The organism is Thiocapsa sp. (genome assembly GCF_018399035.1).
In the GTDB taxonomy this organism is placed as follows: Bacteria; Pseudomonadota; Gammaproteobacteria; order Chromatiales; family Chromatiaceae; genus Thiocapsa.
The window spans coordinates 2955484-2978231 of the sequence record NZ_CP073760.1 but is presented as its reverse complement, the minus strand read 5'-3'; the positions used below and the strand labels follow the sequence as shown (position 1 = coordinate 2978231).

Below are 22748 nucleotides of genomic sequence, written 5' to 3'. Positions count from 1 at the left end.
CGGTGCGGTTTTGCGGTCAAGTCGGCAATCCATGAGGATCACATCATGACCGAATCTGTCGGCTTCATCGGCCTCGGCATCATGGGGCGGCCGATGGCCCTGAACCTGATCAAGGCCGGTTACGACCTCGTCGTACATGCTCGTCGGCCCGAGTCGATGGCGCCGTTGGCCGAAGCCGGTGCCCGGACCGCTTCGAGCCCGGCGGCGGTCGCCCGAGACGCGTCGATCGTCTTCACGATGGTCTCGGATACGCCGGATGTCGAAGCGGTGATCCTCGGCCCCGAGGGCGTCATCAACGGAGTCCGACCCGCTGCAGTGGTGGTGGACATGAGTACCATCTCGCCCGCGTCCACGCGGATGATGGCCGAGGGGCTCCGGGCCGCCGGGGCCGAGATGCTCGACGCCCCGGTCTCGGGCGGCGAGGCCGGGGCGAAGGCCGGTACCCTGTCCATCATGGTCGGGGGCGAGCCGGCCGCCTTTGCGCGAGTGCAACCGCTGTTCGAGGCAATGGGCGGGAATGTCGTACACGTCGGCCCCAATGGTGCCGGCCAGGTCTGCAAATCCTGCAATCAGATCGTCGTCGGCGCGACCATTGCCGGCGTCTCGGAGGCGGTTTTGCTGGCGCAGGCGAGCGGTGTCGATCCGCGGAAGGTGCGCGAGGCCCTGCTCGGCGGCTTTGCGGGCAGCAGAATCCTGGAGGTGCACGGCCTGCGGATGATCGAGGGCGATTACACCCCGGGGTTCAAGTCACGCCTGCACCGCAAGGACATGCGGATCGTGCGCGAGTCTGCGCAGGAGTTGGGCATCTCCTTGACCACTGCGGCGATGGTCTCGGAATGGCTGGACCTGCTCGTCGAGCGCGGACTGGGCGAGGAGGATTCCGCGGCCATCTTCGAGGTGATCCGCGGGGCGGTTGGCGAAGGGTAGATCTCCTCGGCAATCAAAGAACGCCGTCGAATGCGATCGGCTTGCCCGGTTGCTCCAGCTTGACCGGCTTGCTGAAATAGTACCCTTGGGCGTCGTCGACGCCGAGCCCCTTCAGAATCCCTAAGATCTCGGCGTTCTCGACGAACTCGGCGATGACGCGCTTACCCATGCCGTGGGCCATGTCGGTGATCGCCTTGACGAAGATCCGGTCTTCCGGGTTCTTGGCGATGTCGCGCACGAAGGCCCCGTCGATCTTGACCTCGTCGACCGGAAGCTTGCGCAGGTAGGCGTAAGAGGCATAGCCGCTGCCGAAGTCATCCAGTGCGAAACGACATCCGAGCTCCTGCATGCCGCGCATCAGGCGCGTCGCATTCAGCAGGCTGTTGATCGCGGCGGTCTCGGTGACCTCGAAGGAGATTCGCTTGGGTGCGATGCGGTGTCTTTCCAAAAGGTGTCGCAGGTCCGTCAGCAGCAAGGGATCGTCCATGGCGCTGGCGGAGAGGTTGATCGAGAGGCTCAAGTCGGCCCGCAGCTCCATGGCGGCGAGGGCATTGTCGATGACCCACCGATCGATGGCCTGGATCTGCCCGGTGCGTTCGGCGACGGGGATGAACCGGTCCGGATACACCATCCCGCCGCGTGCGTCGCGCATCCTGAGCAAGACCTCCATGTGCCGGATCCGCCCGGTGGCGATCTCGATGATCGGTTGCACGTGCAGCTCGAATCGCCCCTGGGTCAATGCCTGACTGATCTGCTCGCGCCAGAGCACGCGGGCATCGAGCTGCTCCTTGCCCTGGTCGTCCTCGGAGAAGAGATACCAGCGCCCGCGGCCCTTCTCTTTGGCCTGATACATGGCGAGATCGGCACTCGCCATGAGATGGCCGATCTCGGTGCCCTGGGTCGGAAACATGACGATGCCGATACTCGCCGTCACCCTGTGGTGGCGGCCGTGCTCTTGGAGACTGATCGAGCAGACCGCCTCTTGGACCGACTCCGCGCTGGCGAGGGCGTCGTCCTCGGTCGCTTCGGGCAAGACCAGGGCGAACTCGTCTCCACCCAGGCGTGCGAGCAGATCGCTTGACTGTGTAACGGTTCTCAATTGCGCGGCGACGCGTTGCAGCAAGGTATCGCCGACGCGGTGGCCGCTCAGATCGTTGACGTCCTTGAATTGATCGAGGTCCAGGAACAGGAGCGCGCCCTGATGACCGAATCGGATGGCTTGATCCAGGATGCGCTCGAAATCGTCGTTGAAACGGCGCCGGTTGCAGAGTTGAGTCAAGGGGTCGTGGTCGGCGAGCCAGACGAGACGGGCCTCGGCCTGCTCGCGGTCGGACTGGAGCAGCTCCATGCGGTCGGTGAGGCTTCTGACCGTGTCGGTCATGAGATCGATCTCGTCGCGCAGCATGAGCGACTTCGAGCGCCCCGGGAGCTGGCGGCGCAGATCTGCATAGCGGTTTTCCGCCAGCAAGGGGATCACCGTGGCCAGATCTCTGAGTCGGTACAAGGGGCCCTTGATGATCAGCAAGAGCAACGAGGCCGAGAGGATCAGACCCAGGATTCCGAGCAGGATGCTGCCTGAGGTGGCGGTGCGGATCGCCTCGCGCTGAGTGGTCACGTCGTTGACAACTAGGGCATCGATGCCGGCGGCGAGTGCCGGGATGCGAAAGATCTCGTACCAGCCCGCCCCATGCGGGATCAGAAGCGGCTCCTGCATCGTGTCGCCGCTTTTGAGCGTCGGCGCGGCGGCGCGCAGAACGGGCAGGGTGTTGTCCGGGTAGGTCACGGCGGGAAACTGCAGGTAGTCCGAGCTGCGCGGATTCAACAGCTCCGCGGAGCGGGCATCATCGCGCCAAGTGATGGCGACCTCGGCACCGGTCAGCGCGTTGAAGGCCAGCAAGGCATCGGCGAGTGAGCGGCCGAGGACCAGGTTGCCGGCGAAGGAGCCCTCCCAGAGCAGTGGCGTTGCCTTGTACTGCCGACATTTCGGGCTGCACAAGAGCGTGGCAATTGCCTGCTCGGGCGTTCTTCTCAGCTCGGCGCGCAATGCGTCCGGAATATCCTGAGCACCCGCCGGCCATCCGATGGCCGTGCTGCCGTCCGGTCGAATCCAGTGGACGGACCGAATGTCCCATTCCAGATCGAGCATGGCACCGTTGGTGAGCAACGCCTCCTCGATTGCAGCGTCCGCGTCCGTCATTGCCGATTCGCTGACTCCGAGGAGAGGAACCAGGCTGGCGAGCTTGGACATCGCTTGGGTGCCCTCTTCCACGAGAGCGCGCAACTGCCTGGCTTGCTGATCGCGAACGGCACTCTGTTGGAGCTCGAACTGACTGGTCAGCTGGAAGTTCGAGATCAGCGCGAGCGATGCATTCACGAGCACGAGCGCCAGGGTCATGGCGATGAGTGCCTTCCACCGCAGACTCAGATCGACCGATGGCGTGGTCGCGACACGGGCTTCGTCCATCGTGGGGTGCCTCAAAAACGCACGGAGATGGACGCGGCGAAGACATCCCACTCACGAACGAGGTCGCCCGACTCCGGGTTTTCGCGGATCGACAAGGCATAGGTTCCATCGTGCCGTTGGAATTCGAGGCGGAACATGATGTTCGGGTTGATGTCCCAGCGCAGACCCGTCGTCCAGATCTTGGAGAAGAAATCGAACCTCGGGGTGCTTCCCCCGGTGAGGTCGGAAAAATCCCGGCCGTCGCGATCTTTGCGGTTCGCAAAGCCTTCTTCGTAACGTGTCATGATCTCGAGGTTCGGGCGCAGTCGGTAGGCACCCTGAAGATAATACCCTTCCATCACCTGATCTTCGAAGGGGAAATAGGGGCCCAAATCGTTCCAGTGTGTCGGTGCTCGCGAGTACTCGGCGGAAACAGTCCAGTCCTCGGAGTTGAACTGGAACGACGCGACCCAGTCGTAGACATCGATCGTGCCGGAGGTCAAGATCGAGTCCGGGGCTGCGTTGAAATTCATTTCCGTCAAGATGGCGCTGAGTCCCAGCTTTACCTCGTCGGCCGGGGTTGAAAACCATAGGCTTCCGATCCCCCAGTTGATGCCTTCCGCTCGGAGATCGCCCTCGAAGTCGCCGCCGAGATAGGCCCATTCGACGTTGTTGTCGATGACGGACTGCCCGACGCCGAGGTTCAGGGAGAGATTGCCCTGGTCGAGATAGCGATCGCCGTAGAACATGATCCCGTCATACGACAGCAAGGCGTTGCGAACCTTGTCGTAGTAGATGACCTGCGGGAGAAAGATGCTTGGGCGTGTGAAGGGAACGTCGCGGGTCTCGTTGTAGAGTCCGAACGGATTTTTGATGCGTCCGAGGCGCACCCCAAGGCGACGCTCGGCATCGGAGATGGGCGTAAAATCGACTAAACCATAGTCCAGAGACGGGGTGCCGTCATACATTTCTCCCGCGCGTCGAACGAGGAGTTGCCCCGAAAACAGCAGATTCGGCGTGCTTTGGTAGGAGGCATTCAGTCCGATCTCGGTGAAGTCGAACGAGGTGCCGGGGCTATTGCCGTAATAGGCGTTGTCGGTCGACTTGAGGACGGCCTGGCTGGCGAAGCCGTGGACCTGCAGTTTCCCTTCGACAAACTCAAGGGCAGGAGCCGCGCTCGGAGTCATCCATGCCAGCATGACCGCGATAGAGAGCCGGGTACGCATCTCAACGCACCTCCAGCAGGCGAATGCTTGGATTCTCGATCGGCCCGTCTGCATAGCCGATCGCTCCCGGCGTGGTGGCGACGCGGTCGAGCATTTCCTGCTCGCTCGATACGGTTGTCGGTGCCTGCCCTGTCCCGGAGAAGATCTGTCGGTCCCAAACGCGGCGAAGTTGGTAAGGGTAGAGTCCGAGGACTTCGTTGGAGAAGCGATTGTGAAGAGCGTTGTTGTCGGGGAGCACGAAAACCTTGACCAACGTTCCGTTGGGCCAGTTCTTGAGGCGCATCGTGAAGAAAAGACGTGCCTCGTTGCGGGTCAAGGTCTCGACATCCGCGTCTCGGTGAGCGATCAAGTCTTGCGGCCAAGCGTGCAGCGATACGCAGCACAAGGCCGCACCGACCGAGCTCTTGATGATGTTGCGCACAGACCGTCGGGAGATCAAAGCGTGTTCCAGAAGTCCTGAATCGACTCATCCATCACGGGTGCGCTAAGACTCGAGGCCCCGTGCCGAGATCCTTCTACATGCGCCGGTGTACAGTATCGAAGACGGTCGCAGCCCAAGCGGTTGCGGGCAGGCCGCCTTGTAAACCAGCATCGATGCATCACCCCTCTCCCGTTCTAAGGAGTGCGGAAGTGGATCGTTTTTTCCGGGCGTCTGCAAGTCGCAACTCTCGTCATGATCGAGCGCGGTAGCGCGAGTCGCGACCGGGCTTGGGGAGATAAGGCGATGCTCCAAGTCTAGTCGGTGCGGGTGCGTAGACACAAGGGTTGCGCTAGTGCGCAAAGCGCTGCATGTCGCGTCGGTGCCGAAGATGGCGGGTGCAGCGGATCCTCAATCCCCGGGATTACGCGACATGTTGTTGTTGTGATAGCCTCCTTCGATGGACGAGGCTGACGTCGGGGGTAGGTAGAACGCGTGTCGGCGAAACCGCTACGAGATGCTTAAGCGCACTCTCGCTTTCTGTTTTGCTTGCTCGGGGCCTTTGGTCGCGTGGTTCGATAATGTCACCGGGGGGTTGCATGAGCTTGAATGCGTCGGAGTCAGCGCGTCATCCGGGGGGGGCTCACGGCCAAGACCCCTACTTTCGGTTCAGCTGCGTCACGGATGCGTCCGAGCTGGAAACCGTGTATTCAATTCGCTATCAGGTCTACTGCGTCGAGCGCGGGTTCCTGGCTGAAGAAGAACATCCGGACGAGTTGGAGTCGGACGAGTACGACGCGCACTCTCTGCACATCCTTGCGACGCATCGGGCCGGCCATCCTGCGGGCACGGCGCGCTTGGTGATGAGTTCGCCGCTTGGCTTCCCGGCGACGCGGCATTGCGTCTTCACGGAGGAGTACGCGTTTCTGAACGACCCTTTCCACTCGGCATTGCCCGACTTCGCCGAGGTATCTCGCCTTGCGATCGCGAAATCCTTCCGCAGGCGAGAGGGTGACACCTTGTACGGGGGGCCGCCGCGCGAGAATCCTGCGCCGGCGGATGAGGCCGAAGTCATCGCCTTTGCGCCGCCGCGCAATACACCGGAGATCCTCATGGGGATCTGTCGTCTGCTGTATCAGCACAGCAAGCGGCGCGGTATTACACATTGGGTGCTCGCGATGGAGCGAAGTCTATACGTGCTGCTCAAGCGAATGGGATTCACATATACCCCGGCCGGCCCCGAGGTGGATTACTACGGTCCCGTCCGCCCCTATGTTGCGAGTATTGAAGCGCTCGAAGAAGGGCTGTACCGTGTGTCGCCCGGGACTCTCGCCTACATGGCCGAGGGTCTCGAGCCGGCGCTGGTGCCGCCTTGTCTGACTCGCGGCGACGGTGATTGGCAGTCGGCGTGCTCTGCGGCTTAGGACTCGACTAGTCCGGGTGCAGACTAGCCCCCGTGTAGTAGTTGAATTTCCGTTCGTAGTCGAGGCACCGACCGAAGGGGAATGCGTCGTAGGTCCAAAGCTCGATCCGGTCGGGCGGACCGGATGCCGGGTGAGGGATGCATGCCGCGATGCCTTCGGCGATGTTGTTTTGGCGGCCCTTCGCGCCCTCGCGCATTTGAAGGTGCAGGCATAAGCCGCTGCCCTGCGTCTCGACCCGAAAAGCCCCGCTGAGCCCGTCCGCAAGGTCCGTCCGCGCGTAGAGCGCGTCCTTGATATCGAGAAGGGTGCGCCCGTCGGGTAGGACATCCTTTTCCCGGCCCGCCACCGCGATCATGGGCAGCTTCGGGATCGCGATGCCCTTCTCGCCTGCGCGCTGCAGGGCGTGGGCGATCTCCGCGTTGCTCACCAGCCTGGCGCGATCACCCGTGCGGTAACGGATGAGCGGAAGCATCAACGAGGGGTCGAGCGTCGATAGGGCTAAGGCACCGAAACCGTTCATATCGGGCTCGATGATCTCGACGAAGATGCGCATCGGATTGTAAACGAAGACCAGCGGCGGGACTCGGCCCGGCCAATCGCCGAGCGCAGGGCTCAGGACATCGCGTCGGCGATACGCTAGTTGCCGAATCCGGACCGTCTCCCGGGTCTCGAAAAAAAGATTGAGGCCGAGCTCGCCCACGCCCATCGAGGAGCCGACGAACCCGCGCGTCCAGCGTTCCGGATCTTGCCCGAGTCGGCTCGCGACATAGTGGCGGAATGCTTCACCGAAGGTTTCCTCGCCGAGGATGACGTGGATCTTGAATCGCTCCCACTCAAGCCCCGTCGCACGGCTGTAATCCAGGATACGTTTGCAGAAGAGCGGGTCGGTGACTAGGACGGTCTGGTCATAACTTGGAGAAAACTGCTCGACCAAGGCGCACACCATATCCTCGCGCACGCTGGTCTCGGCGACCGTGACGGTCGAGCAGGAAAAGCGTACGCCCATCGGGAGCGCATTGATCAGGAGGGTGCGGCAGCGGTCGGTCCCGAAGGCGTATTCCATCGCCAGCTCGATCGCCTTGGCCGCACGCTTGTTTTGCCGATGCGTGGAGAGGCCGAATGCGAATCGTCCGCCCTGTCCCGAGCTCGTCAGGACACCCGCCAACGGCCCGAGCCTTCCGCCGACGCACAGTTGCTCGATCGGAACACTGCCGAAAACGTCCTGCTTGTCGAGAATCGGGCACAGTGCCTGGAAATCGGTTGGCGTGCGGATCTTCTCGGCAAGGATGCCGCGCGTCTTCAGAAGGGCTGCGTAGGCCGGCACGTCGCGCGCCACACGTTGAAACCGCTCGAGGAGACGTCGATTGCCGGTCCGTACGAGCGCCGCCGTATCGATGTGCTCCATCGCCTTGAGCTGCCATCGCCGCACGAGCTTGTCCAGTGCTCTCATCGCATTCGCCCCGCTCGGTAGAGTCTCGTCTACTCGTAGACGGTCGTGGCGATGCCGTTCATGACGGTGACCCTCGCGACACCGGCCGCGCCGAGCGGACACATATAGTTGATGATCGCAACGGTGCGGGTGTTGTTGAGCGCCTCCTCCGACATCAGCATGACGGAGCCGTCGCCGCGCGAGTTTCCGGCGACGCAGCCGCAACGCGCCAAGTCATCCGTCGTCATGCCGGGGGCGAAGGTGCAGGCATCCCGGCGCGGGCTCGACGCCGTGGATTGACAGCCGGTCACCGCAAGCATGCAGATCACAGCGCCGAGTGTGACGGAAAGCGCCCCGAGTCGGCCTGCCGGCGGTTTCCCGCATCCCCGATCGCGTCGGCGAGCCGCGACGGCGGCGACGCCGTTGGACATGTCGATGCCCGGTTACTCGGATTCGACCCGGGTGACGGATGCGCGCAGTGCCGCCAGGATGAGCCGACGCGCAGCTTGCTCGTCGAGGTCGGGGATGTCCCAGGCCATGATGCGGCAATACTTGCGCACCAAGTGGCGGACATCGTCTTCGAGCTCTTGGGCGTAACGTCCCATCTCGACTTCTTCGATCGTTGCCATATCGACCTCCAATCGTTTTCGGGAAGGATTTAAACCGCGCCCAGTGCGGTATGCGATGTTTTTGGATGGGATCGGCCCCGGCGGATTTCAGAGCCGCTGGAGCCGGCGCGGTTTAAAGTATTAAAAAATATAAAATTTATAAACCGCGTCCCCCGCTAAGGGTCGTGGATTCACTAAACTTCGAACTCACTCGAAAGTGAGCATCTCGCTCTGGACGCGGTTTACATCGATTCGGATGCCGGCTGCACCGAGCGGATTTGCTTCGAGTCGACCGGCTGCTCGGGCAACGCCGATGCTGTCGGTGCTGCTCCGAGCCGATGTACGCTATGAAAACCAGTACTTAGCGAACCTCGACCTTGCCTTTGACCGATCGGATGAAGGTCGCGACCACGCCGTCGCCCACCGCAAGCTCGGCGAGGAGTGCCGGGTCGTTGACGGTGAAGTCGACCGTCTCCTGCGCGCCTTGGACGCTGACCTTACGGTTGGCCGTATCGACTGCAGCGATCCGACCATACAGGGTCATGGTGTCGGTGATGGTGCCCGCCGGCTTAACCCCGCGCTCGCGGTCGACGACCGTCTCTTGAGTCGTCCCGACAGCGGCCTCGTCGGACCCCTTGACCAGATCGATAAGGACCGCATCGGTCTCGGTGATGGTGAGTCTGTTGCCGATCTTGATCTCGTCGAGACGCCCGACCTGCTCCGGCGCATGGATGACGTGGAACCGACCATCCGGGGTCTTGATCGTGAGCATGCGTCGCTCGACGTTGACGATCTCGACGATCCCGCTGATCTCCGAGGTGACCTCGGAGCCCGTCACCGGAATGACGGTCACGTCCGCCTGCGCTGTCGAAGACACGACGATGATCCCGCCTGCAAGTGCGAAAGCCAAGGTCAAGGCCATTGGTTTTCCAGTCATGATGCGCTCTCCTGTTGTGCCGTCGGATCGACTCGGATCCTGTTGTCGGAGCCCGCGACCCGCCTGCTTATACCAGTGAATGGTGCTTGCGCGAAGGTACGGTTTTTCGGATTCCCGCCGAGCTGCGACCAACACCGAAGCAGTGCAGACGGCGCCCGCACGGTACCCCGTACGCGCGCCTCCCGCAAGCACCCGGAGGACGGAGCCCCGAAGACGGTGCTTAAACCGCGCCCAGCGCGGTATGCAATGTTTAAGGATGGGCTCGGCCTCGGCGGATTTCAGAACCGCTGGAGCCGGCGCGGCTTAAAGTATTAAAAAATATAAAATTTTAAACCGCGTCTCACCGAGATCGAGGACATCTCCGAAGCTAAACGCAAAATGAAAATGACGCATGTCGCTCTGGACGCGGTTTAGCTCGCTCGAAAGTGAGCATCTCGCTCTGGACGCGGTTTAGATGAACAAGAATTAAGACATCGGACATCCTCGGGCAATGGCGACGCCCGGATACTCCCGGTCTGTTCAGCAACGTACCGGTGCGCATCCGTCTCGATGGCGATGTCGACCGGATCTTGGTCAGGAGAATACCGTGTCACAACGCCGAATCACGCCCCCGACTCGTTCGATCGCCGTGGCCCCGTCGCTGCACTTGCGTCGCCCGGCACTCGTCAGTGCGACCTTGGCCCTTGCCCTCGCATCCGGTGCCGTCTATTGGAACGGCCGCGCTGCCGTCGCGGCGGATCAACCGATCGCCGTGGATGCGCGCGTTGCGTCCGCGGCGTTTCCCGGCTTCGCGGACGTGGCCGAGCGGGTCACCCCCGCAGTGGTCAACGTGTCGGTCAAGGCCGAGAGCGTGCAACCCATGGGTTTGCGCGGCCACCCGGCGCTTCCGCCGGACGCCGCCGTTCCCGAATCCTTCCGTCGTTTCTTCGAGCAGCCGGGGCGGTCGATGCCGCGCCAGGCGACGGGGCAGGGCTCCGGCTTCGTCGTGGACAGCGACGGTCATATCGTCACCAACCATCATGTAATCGAAGGTGCGGGAGAGGTGACGGTCGTCCTGAACGACGGCACCAGCCATGTGGCGCGCGTGGTCGGTGTCGATCCCAAGACGGACCTCGCCGTGCTCAAGATCGACGTCGATCGCCCGCTGGTCGCCGTCGAGCTGGGTGATTCGAGCAAGGCCCGCGTCGGCGATTGGGTGCTCGCGGTCGGCAACCCCTTCGGTCTCGGCGGCTCGGTGAATGCCGGGATCATTTCCGCTCGGGGACGCGACATCAACTCGGGTCCTTACGACGACTATCTGCAGATCGACGCACCGATCAATCGCGGCAACTCGGGTGGACCGCTGTTCGATATCGAGGGCCGGGTGATCGGTGTGAACACCGCCATCTTCTCCCCGAGCGGCGGGAATGTCGGGATCGGCTTCGCCATCCCGGCCGAGACCGTCGAGCGTGTGGTGGCCGACCTTCGCGAGAACGGGCGCGTGGAGCGCGGCTGGCTGGGCGTGCAGATCCAGCCGGTGACCGAGGAGTTGGCCGCCGGGCTCGGGCTCGAGCAGGCGACCGGGGTCTTGATCGCTGATCTCGTGCCCGGTGCTCCCGCCGCCGCGTCCGATCTACGAACCGGCGATGTCATCCTGAGCGCGTCGGGTCAACCGTTGAGCACGCCGAAGGACCTTTCGAAGCTGGTCGCCGAGACCAAGGCCGGCACCGAAATGACCCTGCGCGTGGTGCGCGACGGTCGGGAACTTGACCTGACGTTGACGATCGGCCGGATGCCCGAGGAGGAACGGATCGCCGCGGCGCCGAGCGAGGACGCCGATGCGGCGGGCCGCCCCCGTCTGGGGCTCTATCTGTCGCCGCTGACCCCCGAGCTGCGTACCGAGCGCGGACTGGGCGCGGATGCCGCCGGCGTCTTCGTGTCGCAGGTCGAGCCCGACAGTCCGGCCGATCGCGCCGGGGTGGAGGCGGGCAGCCTCATCTCGATGGTCGGGATGGAGTCGGTGAGCACGCCGGAGCAGGTCGTGACCGCGGTGCGAGCGGCCGCCGAGGAGAAGCGCGACAGCCTGATCCTGCGTGTCGTGAAGGACGGGCGGCCCCTCTTCATCGCAGTCCCCTTCGCAACCTGATCCCGGGCGCACCTCGGGCGCATCGAACGCAGGTCGACACCCGATCGTGGCCTTGCCCGAGGGCAAGGCCACGATCGCGCAACCGCGCGACCCGCCACATGCCTTGACCGAGCGGATTCCGCGCTATTCTATGCCCCGAACCCCGAACCCCGAACCCCGAACCCCGAACCCATGCGAGTCCTCCTGATCGAAGACGATCGCCAGACCGCCGACTATCTCCTGAAGGCACTCGCCGAGATCGGCGCGGTCACCGACCATGTCCCGGACGGTCGCGCCGGTCTCCTGCAGGCCGCCGGCGGGGAGTACGACGCCTTGATCGTCGATCGCATGCTGCCCGGCCTCGACGGGGTCGGCATCGTGCGGACGTTGCGCGCCTCGGGCAACCGCACGCCGGTGCTCTTTCTCAGCGCCTTGGGCGAGGTCGACGATCGCGTCGAGGGTCTGCGTGCGGGCGGGGACGACTATCTCGTCAAGCCCTTTGCCTTCTCCGAGCTGCATGCGCGTCTCGAGGTCCTGCTGCGTCGCGGCAAGGCCGAGACCCCGGAGACGCGCTTGCGGGTCGCGGACCTCGAGATGGATCTGCTCAAGCGCGAGGTGACCCGCGCCGGCCGCGAGATCCAGCTCCAGCCGCGCGAGTTTCGGCTGCTGGAATATCTGGTGCGCCACGCCGGCCAAGTGGTGACCCGTACCATGCTGCTCGAGCAGGTGTGGGACTATCACTTCGACCCCCAAACCAACGTCATCGATGTCCACATCAGCCGCCTGCGCGGCAAGATCGACAAGGACTTCGACCCGCCGCTCCTCCAGACTGTTCGCGGTGTCGGCTACATGATCCGCGGCGCGTGAGCGACGCAGTGCCTTCACCGTCGGCCCTGCGTGCGCGGGCCACCAGTATTCTGCGCAGCTCGACCTTCCGTCTGGCCGTCCTCTATGTGCTGCTGCTCGGCGTCTCGGTCGGCATCCTCATGGCCTTTCTCTATTGGTCGACCGCCGGCTATATGGACCGTCAGACCGCGGCGACGATCGAGGCCGAGATCCGCGGGCTTGCCGAGCAGTACCGGCGGCGCGGTCTCGCCGGTCTGTCGTCGGTGATCAACGAGCGTGTCGCACGCGATCCGGTCGGGTCGAACGTCTATCTCCTGGTCGACGACAGCCTCAAGCCGCTTGCCGGGAATCTCGATCGTTGGCCGGCGGGCTTTCCTGACCCGGACGGTTGGATCGGTTTCCGTCTGCGCGAGCGCGGACCGGATCGCACGGAAGAGCATGCGGCACGCGGACAGGTCTTCCTGCTGCGCGGCGGCCTGCGACTCCTGGTCGGGCGGGACGTGCGTGATCTGGAGGCTACGCGTGCCCTGATCCTGGATGCGCTCGCTTGGGGGCTGGCGATGACCGCGGCCCTGGCCCTGCTGGGCGGATGGCTGATGAGCGCAGGCGTGATGCGGCGGCTTGAGACGATCAACCAGACCGCCGGCGAGATCATGGCCGGGGACCTCTCCCGACGCATCCCGCTCAACGGCAGCGGCGACGATTTCGACGCGCTTGCCGCGAATCTCAACCGGATGCTCGCGCGCATCGAGCAGCTGATGGCGGGTGTTCGACAGGTCTCGGACAACATCGCCCATGATCTGCGCACGCCGCTGACCCGGGTGCGGACCAAGCTGGAGCTGCTGCGCACCGAGCTCGACGCCTGCGAGAACGCCCGCGCGCTTGCCGCCGAGACGATCGCCGATACCGAGGAGATGCTGTCCACATTCAATGCGCTGTTGCGGATTGCGCGTATCGAGTCCGGCGCCCGACGGGCCGCCTTCGCCCGCGTGGATCTCGCCGCCTTGCTGGAGGATCTGGCCGAGCTCTACGAGCCGCTCGCGGCCGAGAAGGGGCAGGACTTGACGCTTCGGCTCGACGGACCGGCCCGGGTCATGGGCGATCGCGACCTCCTGTTCCAGGCCTTGGCGAACCTGGTCGACAACGCCATCAAATACACGTCGTCGGGCGGGGGCATCGCGCTTGCAGGGGCGTCCGGGGAGGATGGCGTGACCGTGACGATTCGCGATTCCGGACCGGGCATTCCGCCGCAAGCGCGCGAGCGGGTCCTCGATCGGTTCGTTCGGCTCGACGACAGCCGCTCCACGCCCGGCAGCGGGCTCGGCCTGAGCCTCGTGAAGGCCGTGCTCGATCTCCATCAGGCATCCATTGCGCTCGGCGGCGATGCCGCCGGGCTCATCGTGACGATCCGCTTCCGCGATGTGCGCTCCCCGGCCGCGTAACGGCGAATCGCCACTCGCCACTTACCAGTCACCACTGGGGCAGCAGTGCAGAATTTCCGAGACCATCCGAGATCATTTTCGTTGTCGTTGTCGTTGTCGTAATCGTGGTCGTCGTCGTATCGATGGTCGATTACGACAACGACAACGACAACGAACGGTCTCGACACATCTGCCGTGCTGCACTAATAAAGTCGCAACCCGGCCGTCGACTCCGCCCACAGCGCCTCGTCCGCACGCAGCCGCTGCTCCAAGTCGCCCGGTCGAGCCTCCGGATCCTCGACCCACTCGCGCAGAAAGGTGCCGCCCGAGAGTAGGTCGATGGCGAGACGTTCGGTCTCGTATTCGTAGGGAAAGTCACGCCAGATCGGATAGTCCGGGTATTCCGATCGGACGGCCTTCAACAGAAGCGCAATCAGTCGGTATGGCTTGAAGCGATCGTGACGGTAGCCGTGATGGTCGGTGTGGATCTGGAGCCCGGAGCAGAGCCGGCCGGCATGCTTGTGGAAGGTCGGCTCGAACCAGCAGGGGCGGATGAGTGCGCCTTCGGTCCAGTCGGCAGATTCAGCGCGCATGCAAGCCAGCACGCGCTCGAAGTCGATATCCGGGGCGCCGACCACCTCGAGCGACACCGTGGTGCCGCGCCCTTCGGACAGCGTCGTTCCCTCCAACAAGACGGTGCCCGGGAAGCAGCGGGCCATGTTGAGGCTCGCCGCGTTGGGACTCGGGTTGATCCAGGGCAGCTCCATGACCGGCCAGCCGAAACCGGGGCCGACCTCGGGGCGATAGCCGTCCATCGCGATCACTTCGAGGTCGATATCCTGACCGCGATAGTCGACGAACCAGCGCGCCAGCTCGCCGAAGGTCAGCCCGTGGCGCATCATGAGCGGACCCGCACCGACGAAGCTCTCCCAGCCCGGCTCCAGGATGCTGCCTTCGATCGGGCGGCCGGCGGGGTTGGGTCGGTCGAGTACCCGGATGGCCTTGCCCGCCGCGGCGCAGGCGTCGATCAGATAGGCCAGCGTCGTGACATAGGTGTAGATGCGGGTGCCGATGTCCTGCAGATCCACCAACAGGACATCGAAACGATCGAGCATCGCGTCGGTCGGATAGCGCACCCGGCCGTAGAGGCTGAAGACCGGGATGCCGTGTCGCGGGTCCAGGGCGTCTTCGGTCTCGACCATGTTGTCCTGCTTGTCCCCGCGCATCCCGTGCTGAGGGCCGAAGGCGGCCGTCACAGTCAGCTCGCCGAGGTCCATCAGTGCATCCAGGCTGTGCCGGCCGTCGGATGTGCAGGACGCGGGGTGCCCGAGGAGCGCGACTCGGCGACCTTGCAGGGGTCGGCGCAGCGCGTGGTCTTCCAATAGCCGATCGATACCGAGTCTCACGATGTTCAGGCGGGCGTCATTGAGATATCCAGCCGTGAAGGATAACCGAAGACGATCGGCCTTCGGGTGCTATGATGCGCGCCGCGTTCGCCGATCGTCCGCTCCGAGACCTTTGTCGAAGACCGTTTGAACCCTGCTCCTTGCTATTCGCTCCATGCACCTTCGCGATTTTCACTATGACCTGCCCGCCGATTTGATCGCCCAGCGCCCGCTGCCCGATCGCGGAGCGTCGCGCTTGCTTGCACTCGACCCCGCGGGCGAGGGCTGTCGCGACCTTCTTTTTTCCGATTTGCCGCGGTTGCTCCGGCCGGGCGATCTCCTGGTGTTCAACAACACACGTGTGATGCGTGCCCGGCTGTTCGGGCGTAAGGACACCGGAGGTCGGGTCGAGATCCTGATCGAGCGCGTCGTGGATGCGCGCGCGGCATTGGCCCAGGTCCGGGCGAGCAAGTCGCCCAAGCCGGGCGGCTGGATCGAGCTCGATGGAGGTGCGCGGCTCCTCGTGGGGCAGCGCGAAGGCGATCTGCATCGGCTCGGTCTGGTCGAGGGTACCTTCGCCGATCTCATGTCGGAGCAGGGTCATATCCCCTTGCCGCCCTATATCCAGCGTCCGGACGACGCCTCGGACGAGGCGCGGTATCAGACGGTTTACGCACGCCACAGCGGTGCCGTCGCCGCCCCGACGGCGGGTCTTCACTTCGACGAGGCCATGTTGGCCCGTCTGCGCGAGATGGGCGTCGAGCTCGCGGAGGTGACGCTGCACGTCGGTGCGGGAACCTTTCAGCCGGTCCGAGTGGATGACATCGACCGACACGAGATGCACGCCGAATGGATCGATGTGAATGAGGATGTCTGCCGTGCGGTGCATTCTACGCGCGCGAGTGGTGGACGTGTCGTCGCCGTCGGCACCACGAGCGTGCGCAGTCTCGAGACCGCCGCGGCCGACGGCGAGCTCAAACCTTTGCGGGGCGACAGTCGCCTTTTTATTCGGCCCGGCTATCGGTTTCGGGTGGTGGACGCGATGATCACCAATTTCCACTTGCCCGAATCGACGCTGCTCATGCTGGTTTCGGCCTTTGCGGGTTATCGCCCCGTGATGGACGCCTACCGCCACGCCGTGGATGCTCGGTATCGGTTCTTCAGCTACGGCGATGCGATGTTTCTGATCCGTAATGAGGAGGATACGGCGCTTCACCACTCATCGAGCCGATGAGCCTGCGGTTCGGCCGAATCGGATTCGGCTCCGAATGGGTCAATCAGCGTGTGCGATTCTGCGGGTATTCTCCGTCAAGTCGTGCGCAGCGACGCTCCGATAAAAGATGCCCCATGGATCGATTCCGGCACCTCATCCGATCGCTTTTACCGTTTCTTCTTGACATCCAATGCAGATCGCATAAATTATAGAGACCGAGCCGCATGACGGCTCGCTTGTCTTTTCAGGGATTACCCTTTACCCGTTTAGGAGGTATGTCACGTGGAGTACGCTAACCTTAGCGTCGACGAGATTCAGCAGCAGCTTGCCGAGATCGAAAGCAGCAAGGCTGAGCTGAAGCGCGCACTGGAAGTACGTCGTCAGGAGGCGAAATCGGATGTCGCTCAACAGATCAGGGGTCTGATCGCGCAATACGGCTACGAATTGGAAGACATTCTGCCTCTGGTAGAATCCAAGCGTCGGCGTGCAGTCGGCTCGGTCCGGCGTTCGCCCACCGGAGGTCGGCAGTATACGCGATATGTCGATCCCGAGAATGGCGACAACGTCTATGTGCGTGGCGTTCTTCCCGGTTGGATGAAGCAGAAGATGGCGGAGCAGGGCTACGATCCGTCTTCCAAGACCGATCGCGAAGCCTTCAAATCCAGCTATCTCCAAGCGGTCGACGCCTAGTCGCAATTATTTCGGCGATTTCCGGAGAACCCTCTCGGCATCCTTTTCGGCATCGGGCGGTCTTCTACGGATCGCACGAAACATTTTCAAGCTCGGGTGTCGAGATGGGAGGTCGGAACTGTTTCCGACCTCCGGCCGAGCTGACTCGCAAGCACCCCGACAAATAGGATTTGCGCGGCGCTGGCTTTCATTGTGCGCATCGCGTAGACTCCAAACATCGCATCATCCGGTCGATGCGTCGTCTCGCGGCTGACCCCACCTTTGTCTCAAGGCTTCATCCTCGAACGCCTCTATTTTGCCTAGGCCGGTCCCGCGCCCGCGCGGTTTTAGGCCGGTTTCAGGAGTTTTCATGTCATTCGATTCACTCGGCCTTCAGGCCGACTTGCTGCGTGCCGTGGCAACGCAGCGTTATGCCCGTCCGACCCCGATTCAACTGCAGGCAATACCGGAGATCTTAGCCGGTCACGACCTGCTTGCCGGGGCTCAAACCGGAACAGGCAAGACGGCGGCCTTCGTGCTGCCGCTCTTGCAGCGACTCTCCGAAAAAGGTCACCCGCAACGTCATCCGCGTGCACTGATCTTGACGCCGACGCGCGAGCTGGCGGCCCAGGTCGGCGAGCGTGTGCATGCCTACGGCCTGCACCTGCCTTTGCGCTCGGCGATCGTCTTCGGCGGTGTCGGTATGCAGCCTCAGATCAATCAGCTGCAGCGGGGCGTCGACGTTCTGGTCGCAACTCCGGGACGCCTGCTCGATCATGCAGGCCGACGCACCGTCGATCTGTCTCGCGTGGAGATCCTCGTCTTGGACGAGGCCGATCGCATGCTGGATATGGGCTTCATCCACGACATTCGGCGCATCATTCAGCTGCTCCCCGAGCGGCGTCAGAATCTGCTGTTTTCGGCGACCTACTCCGACGACATCAGGCGTTTGGCCGACGGACTGCTCAAGCGGCCGAAGCTGATCGAGGTCGCACGCCGCAACATGGCCGCCGAATCGGTCACGCAGGCGGCACATCCGGTCGACAAGGCCCGCAAGCGCGATTTGCTCGCGCACCTCTTCCGCAGCGAGGGTTGGCATCAGGTGCTGGTGTTCACGCGGACCAAGGCCGGCGCCAACCGGCTGGTCGAGCACCTGGGCAGAGAGGGCATCACGGCCGCAGCCATCCACGGCAACAAGAGCCAATCGGCCCGAACGCGCGCCTTGGATGATTTCAAGCGCGGGAGCGTCCGGGCATTGGTGGCGACGGATATCGCCGCGCGGGGATTGGATATCGTCGATCTGCCCCAAGTGGTGAATTTCGAGCTGCCGAACGTCGCCGAGGATTATGTGCACCGTATCGGGCGGACCGGTCGAGCAGGTGCCGGCGGCAAGGCCCTATCCTTGGTCAGTCATGACGAGCAAGGTTTGCTGCAGGGGATTCAGCGGCTCCTGCGCAAAGAGATTTCGATGAATCCCGTGGTCGGTTTCGAGCCGTCGCTGGTTCCGCCCGAGTGCGAGCCGGATCGAAGCCTCGGCGGACGCCGTGATTCGCGTGGACCGAGCCGACCGGCACGCAAGCCGGCGGCGGCCGCTTCGCCGGCGGCGAAGCGGCCATGGCGTGGGGGAGACCGGCGTGGGCGCGCCGTGACGCCCTAAACCTCTGCAGCCCTCGCGGGGAAGCGGGCCAACCCGCCCCGCGACACCTTCGTCTCCAACGGTTGGGGACAAAGACCGTCGAAACAGTTGCGTATTGATTTTTCGACCGTTCTCTCTTTCTCTTCAATGCGCTCTCACGGAACTCTTGAATGATGAATATTTACGTTGGCAACCTGGCCTACGGCGTGACCCAAGACGAGCTGAAGACCGCATTCTCCGCCTATGGCGAGATCTCGAGCGTGAATTTGATCACCGACAAGTTCACCGGCGAATCCAAGGGCTTCGGCTTTGTCGAGATGCCGAACAACTCCGAGGCCGATGCCGCCATCAAGGGGCTGAACGAGACGCCGCTGAAGGGCCGCAATCTGAAGGTCAACCAAGCCAAGCCACGCGGTGAGCGTCCCTCACGCGGGCCGCGCTGGTAACCTGACTCCGACCTCGGGGCTATTGCCCCGAGGTCGTTTGCGAGACCGACCTCGCGATCTTGTAAAGATCACCTTTCCCCTCACTGCCCCCTGCGCATTCCCGATGTCGCTCGACCTGCTCTATCGCGTTTGCCCCGCCGCTCCGCAAGCCCACCGGTTCCAGGTCGATATCGAAATCCCGAATTCTGGCGCCGAGATCGTCGAGCTCTCTTTGCCCGCATGGATTCCCGGCAGTTATATGATCAGGGACTTTGCGAGGAATATCCTGACGCTGGTCGCCGAATCGGCCGAGGGAACGCCGCTCGAGTGTCGAAAGCGTGATAAGCAAACCTGGGTTTGTCGGACGGCGGGCCATGCAATCAGGGTGCGTTATCAAGTCTACGCGCGGGAGCTTTCGGTCCGTGCGGCGCATCTCGACAACACGCACGCCTATTTCAACGGAGCGGTTCTCCTGATGCGGGTGCGCGGGATGGACGCCCGACCCTGTTTGCTTGATCTATTGCCTCCCGATGCGCGCGCCGACGGAGAGTGGGAGGTCGCAACCAGCCTCGCGCCCGAGCAGATCGACGCGCGTGGCTTCGGACGTTATCGCGCCGAGAATTACGACGACCTGATCGATCATCCGGTGGAGATGGGCTGCTTCGAGCGCGTGGCGTTCGATCTTGCGGGCGTACCGCATCGCATGGCGATCACGGGCCGCCAGCGTGCCGATAAGGCACGACTCGAGAGCGACCTCTCACGCATTTGTGCCGAGCACGCGGCCCTGTTCGGCGAATTGCCGATCGACCGTTATCTCTTTCTCGTGACCGCGCTGGGCGAGGGTTACGGCGGATTGGAACATCGGTTCTCCACCAGTCTGCTCTGCGCGCGCAACGATCTACCCTATCCGGCCGACGAGAAGCGCACCGACGCCTATATCCGCTTCTTGGGCTTGTGCAGTCACGAATATTTCCACCTCTGGCATGTCAAGCGCATTCGGCCTGCGGCCTTGATGGATGGCGGGCTGGATCGGGAGATCCACACACGCACGCTTTGGGCCTTCGAAGGCATCACGTCCTACTACGACGAGCTCGCCTTGGTGCGCAGCGGTCGTATCGATGCACGGGCCTATCTCGGCTTGCTCGCCGCGACCATCACCCGCCTGATGCGAACCCCCGGGCGCGAGGTGCAGACCCTGGCCGAGTCAAGCTTCGATGCCTGGACCAAGTTCTATAAGCAAGACGAAAATGCGCCAAACGCCATCGTGAGCTATTACGTCAAGGGCGCCTTGGTCGCCTTGGCGCTGGATTTGACCATTCGTGCGGGGACGCAGGGCAGGGCATCGCTCGATGACGTCATGCGCGCGCTCTGGAGCCGCTATGGCCGCACCGGTCTCGGGGTTCCGGAGTACGGCGTCGAGGCCGTCGCGACCGAGGTGTCGGGGCTCGATCTCGGCGGTTTCTTCTCGTCCGCCTTGGATGGGACCGACGAGCTCGATCTCGAGCCTCTCTTGGCCGGGGTCGGGATCGCGATGCGGCTGCGCCCCGCGGACGGGCCGAAGGACCAGGGCGGGAGTCCGGAGTGCTTCGATCACCGGGAGGCGCGACCGACCCTGGATCTGCGCCTGCGTCCCGGCATCCCCGAGGCGGTCGTGCAGAATGTGATCCGCGGCGGTCCGGGCGAGCGCGCGGGTATCGCGCCCGGTGACGTCGTGGTCGCGGTCGACGGCCTGCGAGCGACTGCGGAGAATGTGGAGTCCTTGATTGCACGCGCTGCGGACTCGTCCGGGGTCCGAGTCCATCTGTTTCGGCGTGACGAGTTGATCGAGGTGCTCGCCGTCCCGGCGCCGGCGCGATCCGATACCTGTGACTTGATGCTCTTGGATGCAGTGCCGCCGGAGGTGCTCGAGGCCCGCAGGCGTTGGCTCGCCAGTGCCGGCGTCGTCCTGAACAGCCGGGACGACGCGTGATCCCCGGCTCGACGTTTCACGGCCGGAATGCGTCCCCCGATCTCCTCGATGCGGAGCGGATTCTGGCAGCACTCTCCCCGGGCGGACGCCGGGCGATCGCGCGTTTGGAGATTCACGCCGAGATCGACTCGACCAATCGCTACCTGATGCGCGAGGCCGCGACAGGCGCGCCCTGCGGAACGCTTTGCCTCGCGGAGTGCCAAACTGCCGGACGGGGGCGTCTCGGACGTTCCTGGGTCTCCCCGTTCGGGGCCAATCTTTATCTTTCGATGCTTTGGCGATACAAGGCGCCGCCGGCCGCTTTGGGTGGCTTTAGCTTGGTCGCTGGGGCCGTCGTTGCGGACGTGCTGCGACGGATCGGCGCGGGGGGTCTCGCGCTGAAATGGCCGAATGATCTGCTCTGGGATCGTCGCAAGCTGGGCGGCATGCTCTTGGAGGTGGCCGGCGAGGCCAAAGGCCCCAGTGCTCTGGTGGTGGGGATCGGAATCAATGTGCGGATGACGCCCGATCACGGGCGGGCGATCGACCAGCCTTGGGTCGATCTTGCCGAAGTGCTCGGTGGCTCGCGGGTCGATCGCAACACCCTGGCTGCGCTGATCGTCGATGCCCTGATCGATGCATTGGAGCGCTTCGATCGCGAGGGCCTGACCCCGTTCCTTGCACTCTGGGACGGGTTCGACGCCTTTCGCGGCGAGCAGGCGCGCATCCTGCTTGCGGACCAAGAGATTCGGGGCAGGGTGCTCGGGATCGCGTCGGACGGCGCTTTACGGCTCGAGACCGCCGACGGGGAACGGCGATTTCATGCCGGAGATGTCAGTTTGAGACGCGAGTGTGATGGCGAGGGCGAGGGCGAGCGATGATGCTGCTGCTGGATATCGGAAATACCAACCTGCGCTGGGGGCTCTCGGACGGCGGCCCTCCCGACGAGGTGCGGATCGTTCGCCATGGCGGAGCAGCGCCGCTCGATCTTCTGGCCGACTGGGAGCGTCTGAATGCGCCCGAGCGTGTGGTTGCGAGCAACGTGGGCGGCGCATCCGTCGCCGCAGCGATCGGTCGCGTGACCCGGGCCTATTGGGGGCTCGACGTCGAATGCGTGCAGACGCGAGCACACTTCGGCGCCCTGCGCATTGCGTATCCCGAGCCGGAACGTTTCGGTGTCGATCGCTGGCTCGCCCTGGTCGCCGCCCATCGCCTGGTTCCCGAGGCGGCGCTGATCGTGGACGCCGGAACGGCTGCCACCTTCGACCTCCTGCTTGCCGACGGGCGTCATCTCGGCGGCCTGATCCTCCCCGGGGTCGAGATGATGCGTGCGAGCCTTCTGGCCGGCACCCTCATCCCGCGGATCGCATCCGAGCCGACCGATGAACCTTGGGCGGTCGATACGGGACCCGCCGTTGCGGCCGGCAGTCTTCAGGCACTCGCGGCCCTGACGACGCGGCTCTACGACCGACTCGAGCAGCAGGTGCAGACGCCCCCGGCGCTGATCTTGACCGGCGGCGACGCCGAGCGTCTGATCCCGGCGATGGATCGGCCCGCTCGGGTGGTGTCTGATTTGGTCCTGCGCGGATTGTTCGAGTTCGTCTCGGGCGAAGCCCCGGACATCGGATAAGCGTCCGCCTCGCCGGGCGGGCTCGGAACGGGTGCGTCGGTGCGCGGCGTGAAGTGAGC

The 22748-nt window shown here is 63.9% G+C and carries 20 protein-coding genes; 12 read left to right on the top strand and 8 right to left on the bottom strand.

Annotated elements, in window-relative coordinates; translation table 11 throughout:
* Window positions 1–45: 45 nt before the first annotated feature.
* Window positions 46–927, top strand: a complete 882-nt coding sequence (locus KFB96_RS13495) for a 2-hydroxy-3-oxopropionate reductase (RefSeq protein WP_213457942.1) — start codon at window positions 46–48, stop codon at window positions 925–927.
* 13 nt (window positions 928–940) lie between these two features.
* Here KFB96_RS13495 and KFB96_RS13490 read toward each other — a convergent pair whose 3' ends face one another.
* From KFB96_RS13490 to KFB96_RS13480, 3 genes are read right to left on the bottom strand one after another with little or no spacing between them, the layout of a single operon-like run.
* Window positions 941–3391, bottom strand: a complete 2451-nt coding sequence (locus KFB96_RS13490; protein WP_213457943.1) for an EAL domain-containing protein — start codon at window positions 3389–3391, stop codon at window positions 941–943.
* An 11-nt stretch (window positions 3392–3402) separates the two neighbouring features.
* Window positions 3403–4596, bottom strand: coding sequence for a hypothetical protein (locus KFB96_RS13485; protein ID WP_213457944.1), 1194 nt, complete (start codon window positions 4594–4596; stop codon window positions 3403–3405).
* Window position 4597: 1 nt separating this feature from the next.
* A complete protein-coding gene (locus KFB96_RS13480) occupies window positions 4598–4912 on the bottom strand; it encodes a hypothetical protein (RefSeq protein ID WP_300970191.1) in 315 nt (104 codons plus the stop codon).
* 701 nt (window positions 4913–5613) lie between these two features.
* Here KFB96_RS13480 and KFB96_RS13475 point away from each other — a divergent pair.
* Window positions 5614–6438: a PEP-CTERM/exosortase system-associated acyltransferase gene (locus KFB96_RS13475; RefSeq protein WP_213457946.1), complete on the top strand. Its 825-nt coding sequence runs from the start codon at window positions 5614–5616 to the stop codon at window positions 6436–6438.
* Between the two features lie 7 nt (window positions 6439–6445).
* Here the strand turns inward: KFB96_RS13475 and KFB96_RS13470 are convergent, their stop codons facing one another.
* The 4 genes from KFB96_RS13470 to KFB96_RS13455 all read right to left on the bottom strand — a co-directional run bounded on the left by KFB96_RS13470 (window position 6446) and on the right by KFB96_RS13455 (window position 9412).
* Window positions 6446–7888 (bottom strand): hypothetical protein, encoded by a 1443-nt coding sequence (locus KFB96_RS13470; protein WP_213457947.1) that lies wholly within the window; start codon window positions 7886–7888, stop codon window positions 6446–6448.
* Between the two features lie 29 nt (window positions 7889–7917).
* On the bottom strand, window positions 7918–8298 hold the full coding sequence (locus KFB96_RS13465) for a hypothetical protein (protein ID WP_213457948.1): 381 nt from the start codon (window positions 8296–8298) through the stop codon (window positions 7918–7920).
* A 12-nt stretch (window positions 8299–8310) separates the two neighbouring features.
* Entirely contained in the window at window positions 8311–8496 is a 186-nt protein-coding gene (locus KFB96_RS13460; RefSeq protein WP_213457949.1) for a hypothetical protein, read from the bottom strand.
* A gap of 340 nt (window positions 8497–8836) precedes the next feature.
* On the bottom strand, window positions 8837–9412 hold the full coding sequence (locus KFB96_RS13455) for a hypothetical protein (protein ID WP_213457950.1): 576 nt from the start codon (window positions 9410–9412) through the stop codon (window positions 8837–8839).
* Between the two features lie 586 nt (window positions 9413–9998).
* Between KFB96_RS13455 and KFB96_RS13450 the strand changes: the two genes are divergently transcribed.
* From KFB96_RS13450 to KFB96_RS13440, 3 genes are all read left to right on the top strand, one after another.
* A complete protein-coding gene (locus KFB96_RS13450; RefSeq protein ID WP_213457951.1) occupies window positions 9999–11537 on the top strand; it encodes a Do family serine endopeptidase in 1539 nt (512 codons plus the stop codon).
* Between the two features lie 171 nt (window positions 11538–11708).
* Window positions 11709–12383, top strand: coding sequence for a winged helix-turn-helix domain-containing protein (locus tag KFB96_RS13445; RefSeq protein WP_213457952.1), 675 nt, complete (start codon window positions 11709–11711; stop codon window positions 12381–12383).
* Window positions 12380–13804 carry a HAMP domain-containing sensor histidine kinase gene (locus KFB96_RS13440; RefSeq protein WP_213457953.1) on the top strand — a complete coding sequence of 475 codons (1425 nt, stop codon included), beginning with the start codon at window positions 12380–12382 and terminating at the stop codon, window positions 13802–13804. The genes KFB96_RS13445 and KFB96_RS13440 overlap by 4 nt, the downstream gene beginning before the upstream one ends.
* Before the next feature lie 182 nt (window positions 13805–13986).
* On the opposite strand, the gene KFB96_RS13435 is transcribed toward KFB96_RS13440, so the two are convergent.
* Window positions 13987–15192, bottom strand: a complete 1206-nt coding sequence (locus KFB96_RS13435) for an exo-beta-N-acetylmuramidase NamZ domain-containing protein (protein ID WP_213458243.1) — start codon at window positions 15190–15192, stop codon at window positions 13987–13989.
* Between the two features lie 151 nt (window positions 15193–15343).
* On the opposite strand from KFB96_RS13435, the gene queA reads away from it, so the two are divergent.
* From queA to KFB96_RS13400, 7 genes are all read left to right on the top strand, one after another.
* Complete coding sequence (gene queA / locus KFB96_RS13430; RefSeq protein WP_213457954.1) at window positions 15344–16402, top strand: tRNA preQ1(34) S-adenosylmethionine ribosyltransferase-isomerase QueA; 1059 nt, start codon at window positions 15344–15346, stop codon at window positions 16400–16402.
* A gap of 261 nt (window positions 16403–16663) precedes the next feature.
* Window positions 16664–17071 (top strand): H-NS histone family protein, encoded by a 408-nt coding sequence (locus tag KFB96_RS13425; RefSeq protein WP_213457955.1) that lies wholly within the window; start codon window positions 16664–16666, stop codon window positions 17069–17071.
* A 349-nt stretch (window positions 17072–17420) separates the two neighbouring features.
* Window positions 17421–18707, top strand: a complete 1287-nt coding sequence (locus KFB96_RS13420; RefSeq protein ID WP_213457956.1) for a DEAD/DEAH box helicase — start codon at window positions 17421–17423, stop codon at window positions 18705–18707.
* 152 nt (window positions 18708–18859) lie between these two features.
* Complete coding sequence (locus KFB96_RS13415; RefSeq protein WP_007191936.1) at window positions 18860–19132, top strand: RNA-binding protein; 273 nt, start codon at window positions 18860–18862, stop codon at window positions 19130–19132.
* A 103-nt stretch (window positions 19133–19235) separates the two neighbouring features.
* Window positions 19236–21080 (top strand): M61 family metallopeptidase, encoded by a 1845-nt coding sequence (locus KFB96_RS13410; RefSeq protein ID WP_213457957.1) that lies wholly within the window; start codon window positions 19236–19238, stop codon window positions 21078–21080.
* Window positions 21077–21940, top strand: coding sequence for a biotin--[acetyl-CoA-carboxylase] ligase (locus KFB96_RS13405; protein WP_213457958.1), 864 nt, complete (start codon window positions 21077–21079; stop codon window positions 21938–21940). The genes KFB96_RS13410 and KFB96_RS13405 overlap by 4 nt, the downstream gene beginning before the upstream one ends.
* Window positions 21937–22689: a type III pantothenate kinase gene (locus KFB96_RS13400; protein ID WP_213457959.1), complete on the top strand. Its 753-nt coding sequence runs from the start codon at window positions 21937–21939 to the stop codon at window positions 22687–22689. Before KFB96_RS13405 ends, KFB96_RS13400 begins: the two co-directional genes overlap by 4 nt.
* The last annotated feature ends 59 nt before the right edge of the window (window positions 22690–22748 follow it).

What these genes read in the sequence shown, in the direction of transcription:
- KFB96_RS13460 (WP_213457949.1), bottom strand. Translation starts at nt 8,496, where the DNA reads ATGGCAACGATCGAAGAAGTCGAGATGGGACGTTACGCCCAAGAGCTC.
- KFB96_RS13445 (WP_213457952.1), top strand. Translation starts at nt 11,709, where the DNA reads ATGCGAGTCCTCCTGATCGAAGACGATCGCCAGACCGCCGACTATCTC.
- KFB96_RS13470 (WP_213457947.1), bottom strand. Translation starts at nt 7,888, where the DNA reads ATGAGAGCACTGGACAAGCTCGTGCGGCGATGGCAGCTCAAGGCGATG.
- KFB96_RS13495 (WP_213457942.1), top strand. Translation starts at nt 46, where the DNA reads ATGACCGAATCTGTCGGCTTCATCGGCCTCGGCATCATGGGGCGGCCG.
- queA (WP_213457954.1), top strand. Translation starts at nt 15,344, where the DNA reads ATGCACCTTCGCGATTTTCACTATGACCTGCCCGCCGATTTGATCGCC.
- KFB96_RS13485 (WP_213457944.1), bottom strand. Translation starts at nt 4,596, where the DNA reads ATGCGTACCCGGCTCTCTATCGCGGTCATGCTGGCATGGATGACTCCG.
- KFB96_RS13490 (WP_213457943.1), bottom strand. Translation starts at nt 3,391, where the DNA reads ATGGACGAAGCCCGTGTCGCGACCACGCCATCGGTCGATCTGAGTCTG.
- KFB96_RS13415 (WP_007191936.1), top strand. Translation starts at nt 18,860, where the DNA reads ATGAATATTTACGTTGGCAACCTGGCCTACGGCGTGACCCAAGACGAG.
- KFB96_RS13400 (WP_213457959.1), top strand. Translation starts at nt 21,937, where the DNA reads ATGATGCTGCTGCTGGATATCGGAAATACCAACCTGCGCTGGGGGCTC.
- KFB96_RS13420 (WP_213457956.1), top strand. Translation starts at nt 17,421, where the DNA reads ATGTCATTCGATTCACTCGGCCTTCAGGCCGACTTGCTGCGTGCCGTG.
- KFB96_RS13475 (WP_213457946.1), top strand. Translation starts at nt 5,614, where the DNA reads ATGAGCTTGAATGCGTCGGAGTCAGCGCGTCATCCGGGGGGGGCTCAC.
- KFB96_RS13455 (WP_213457950.1), bottom strand. Translation starts at nt 9,412, where the DNA reads ATGACTGGAAAACCAATGGCCTTGACCTTGGCTTTCGCACTTGCAGGC.
- KFB96_RS13410 (WP_213457957.1), top strand. Translation starts at nt 19,236, where the DNA reads ATGTCGCTCGACCTGCTCTATCGCGTTTGCCCCGCCGCTCCGCAAGCC.
- KFB96_RS13465 (WP_213457948.1), bottom strand. Translation starts at nt 8,298, where the DNA reads ATGTCCAACGGCGTCGCCGCCGTCGCGGCTCGCCGACGCGATCGGGGA.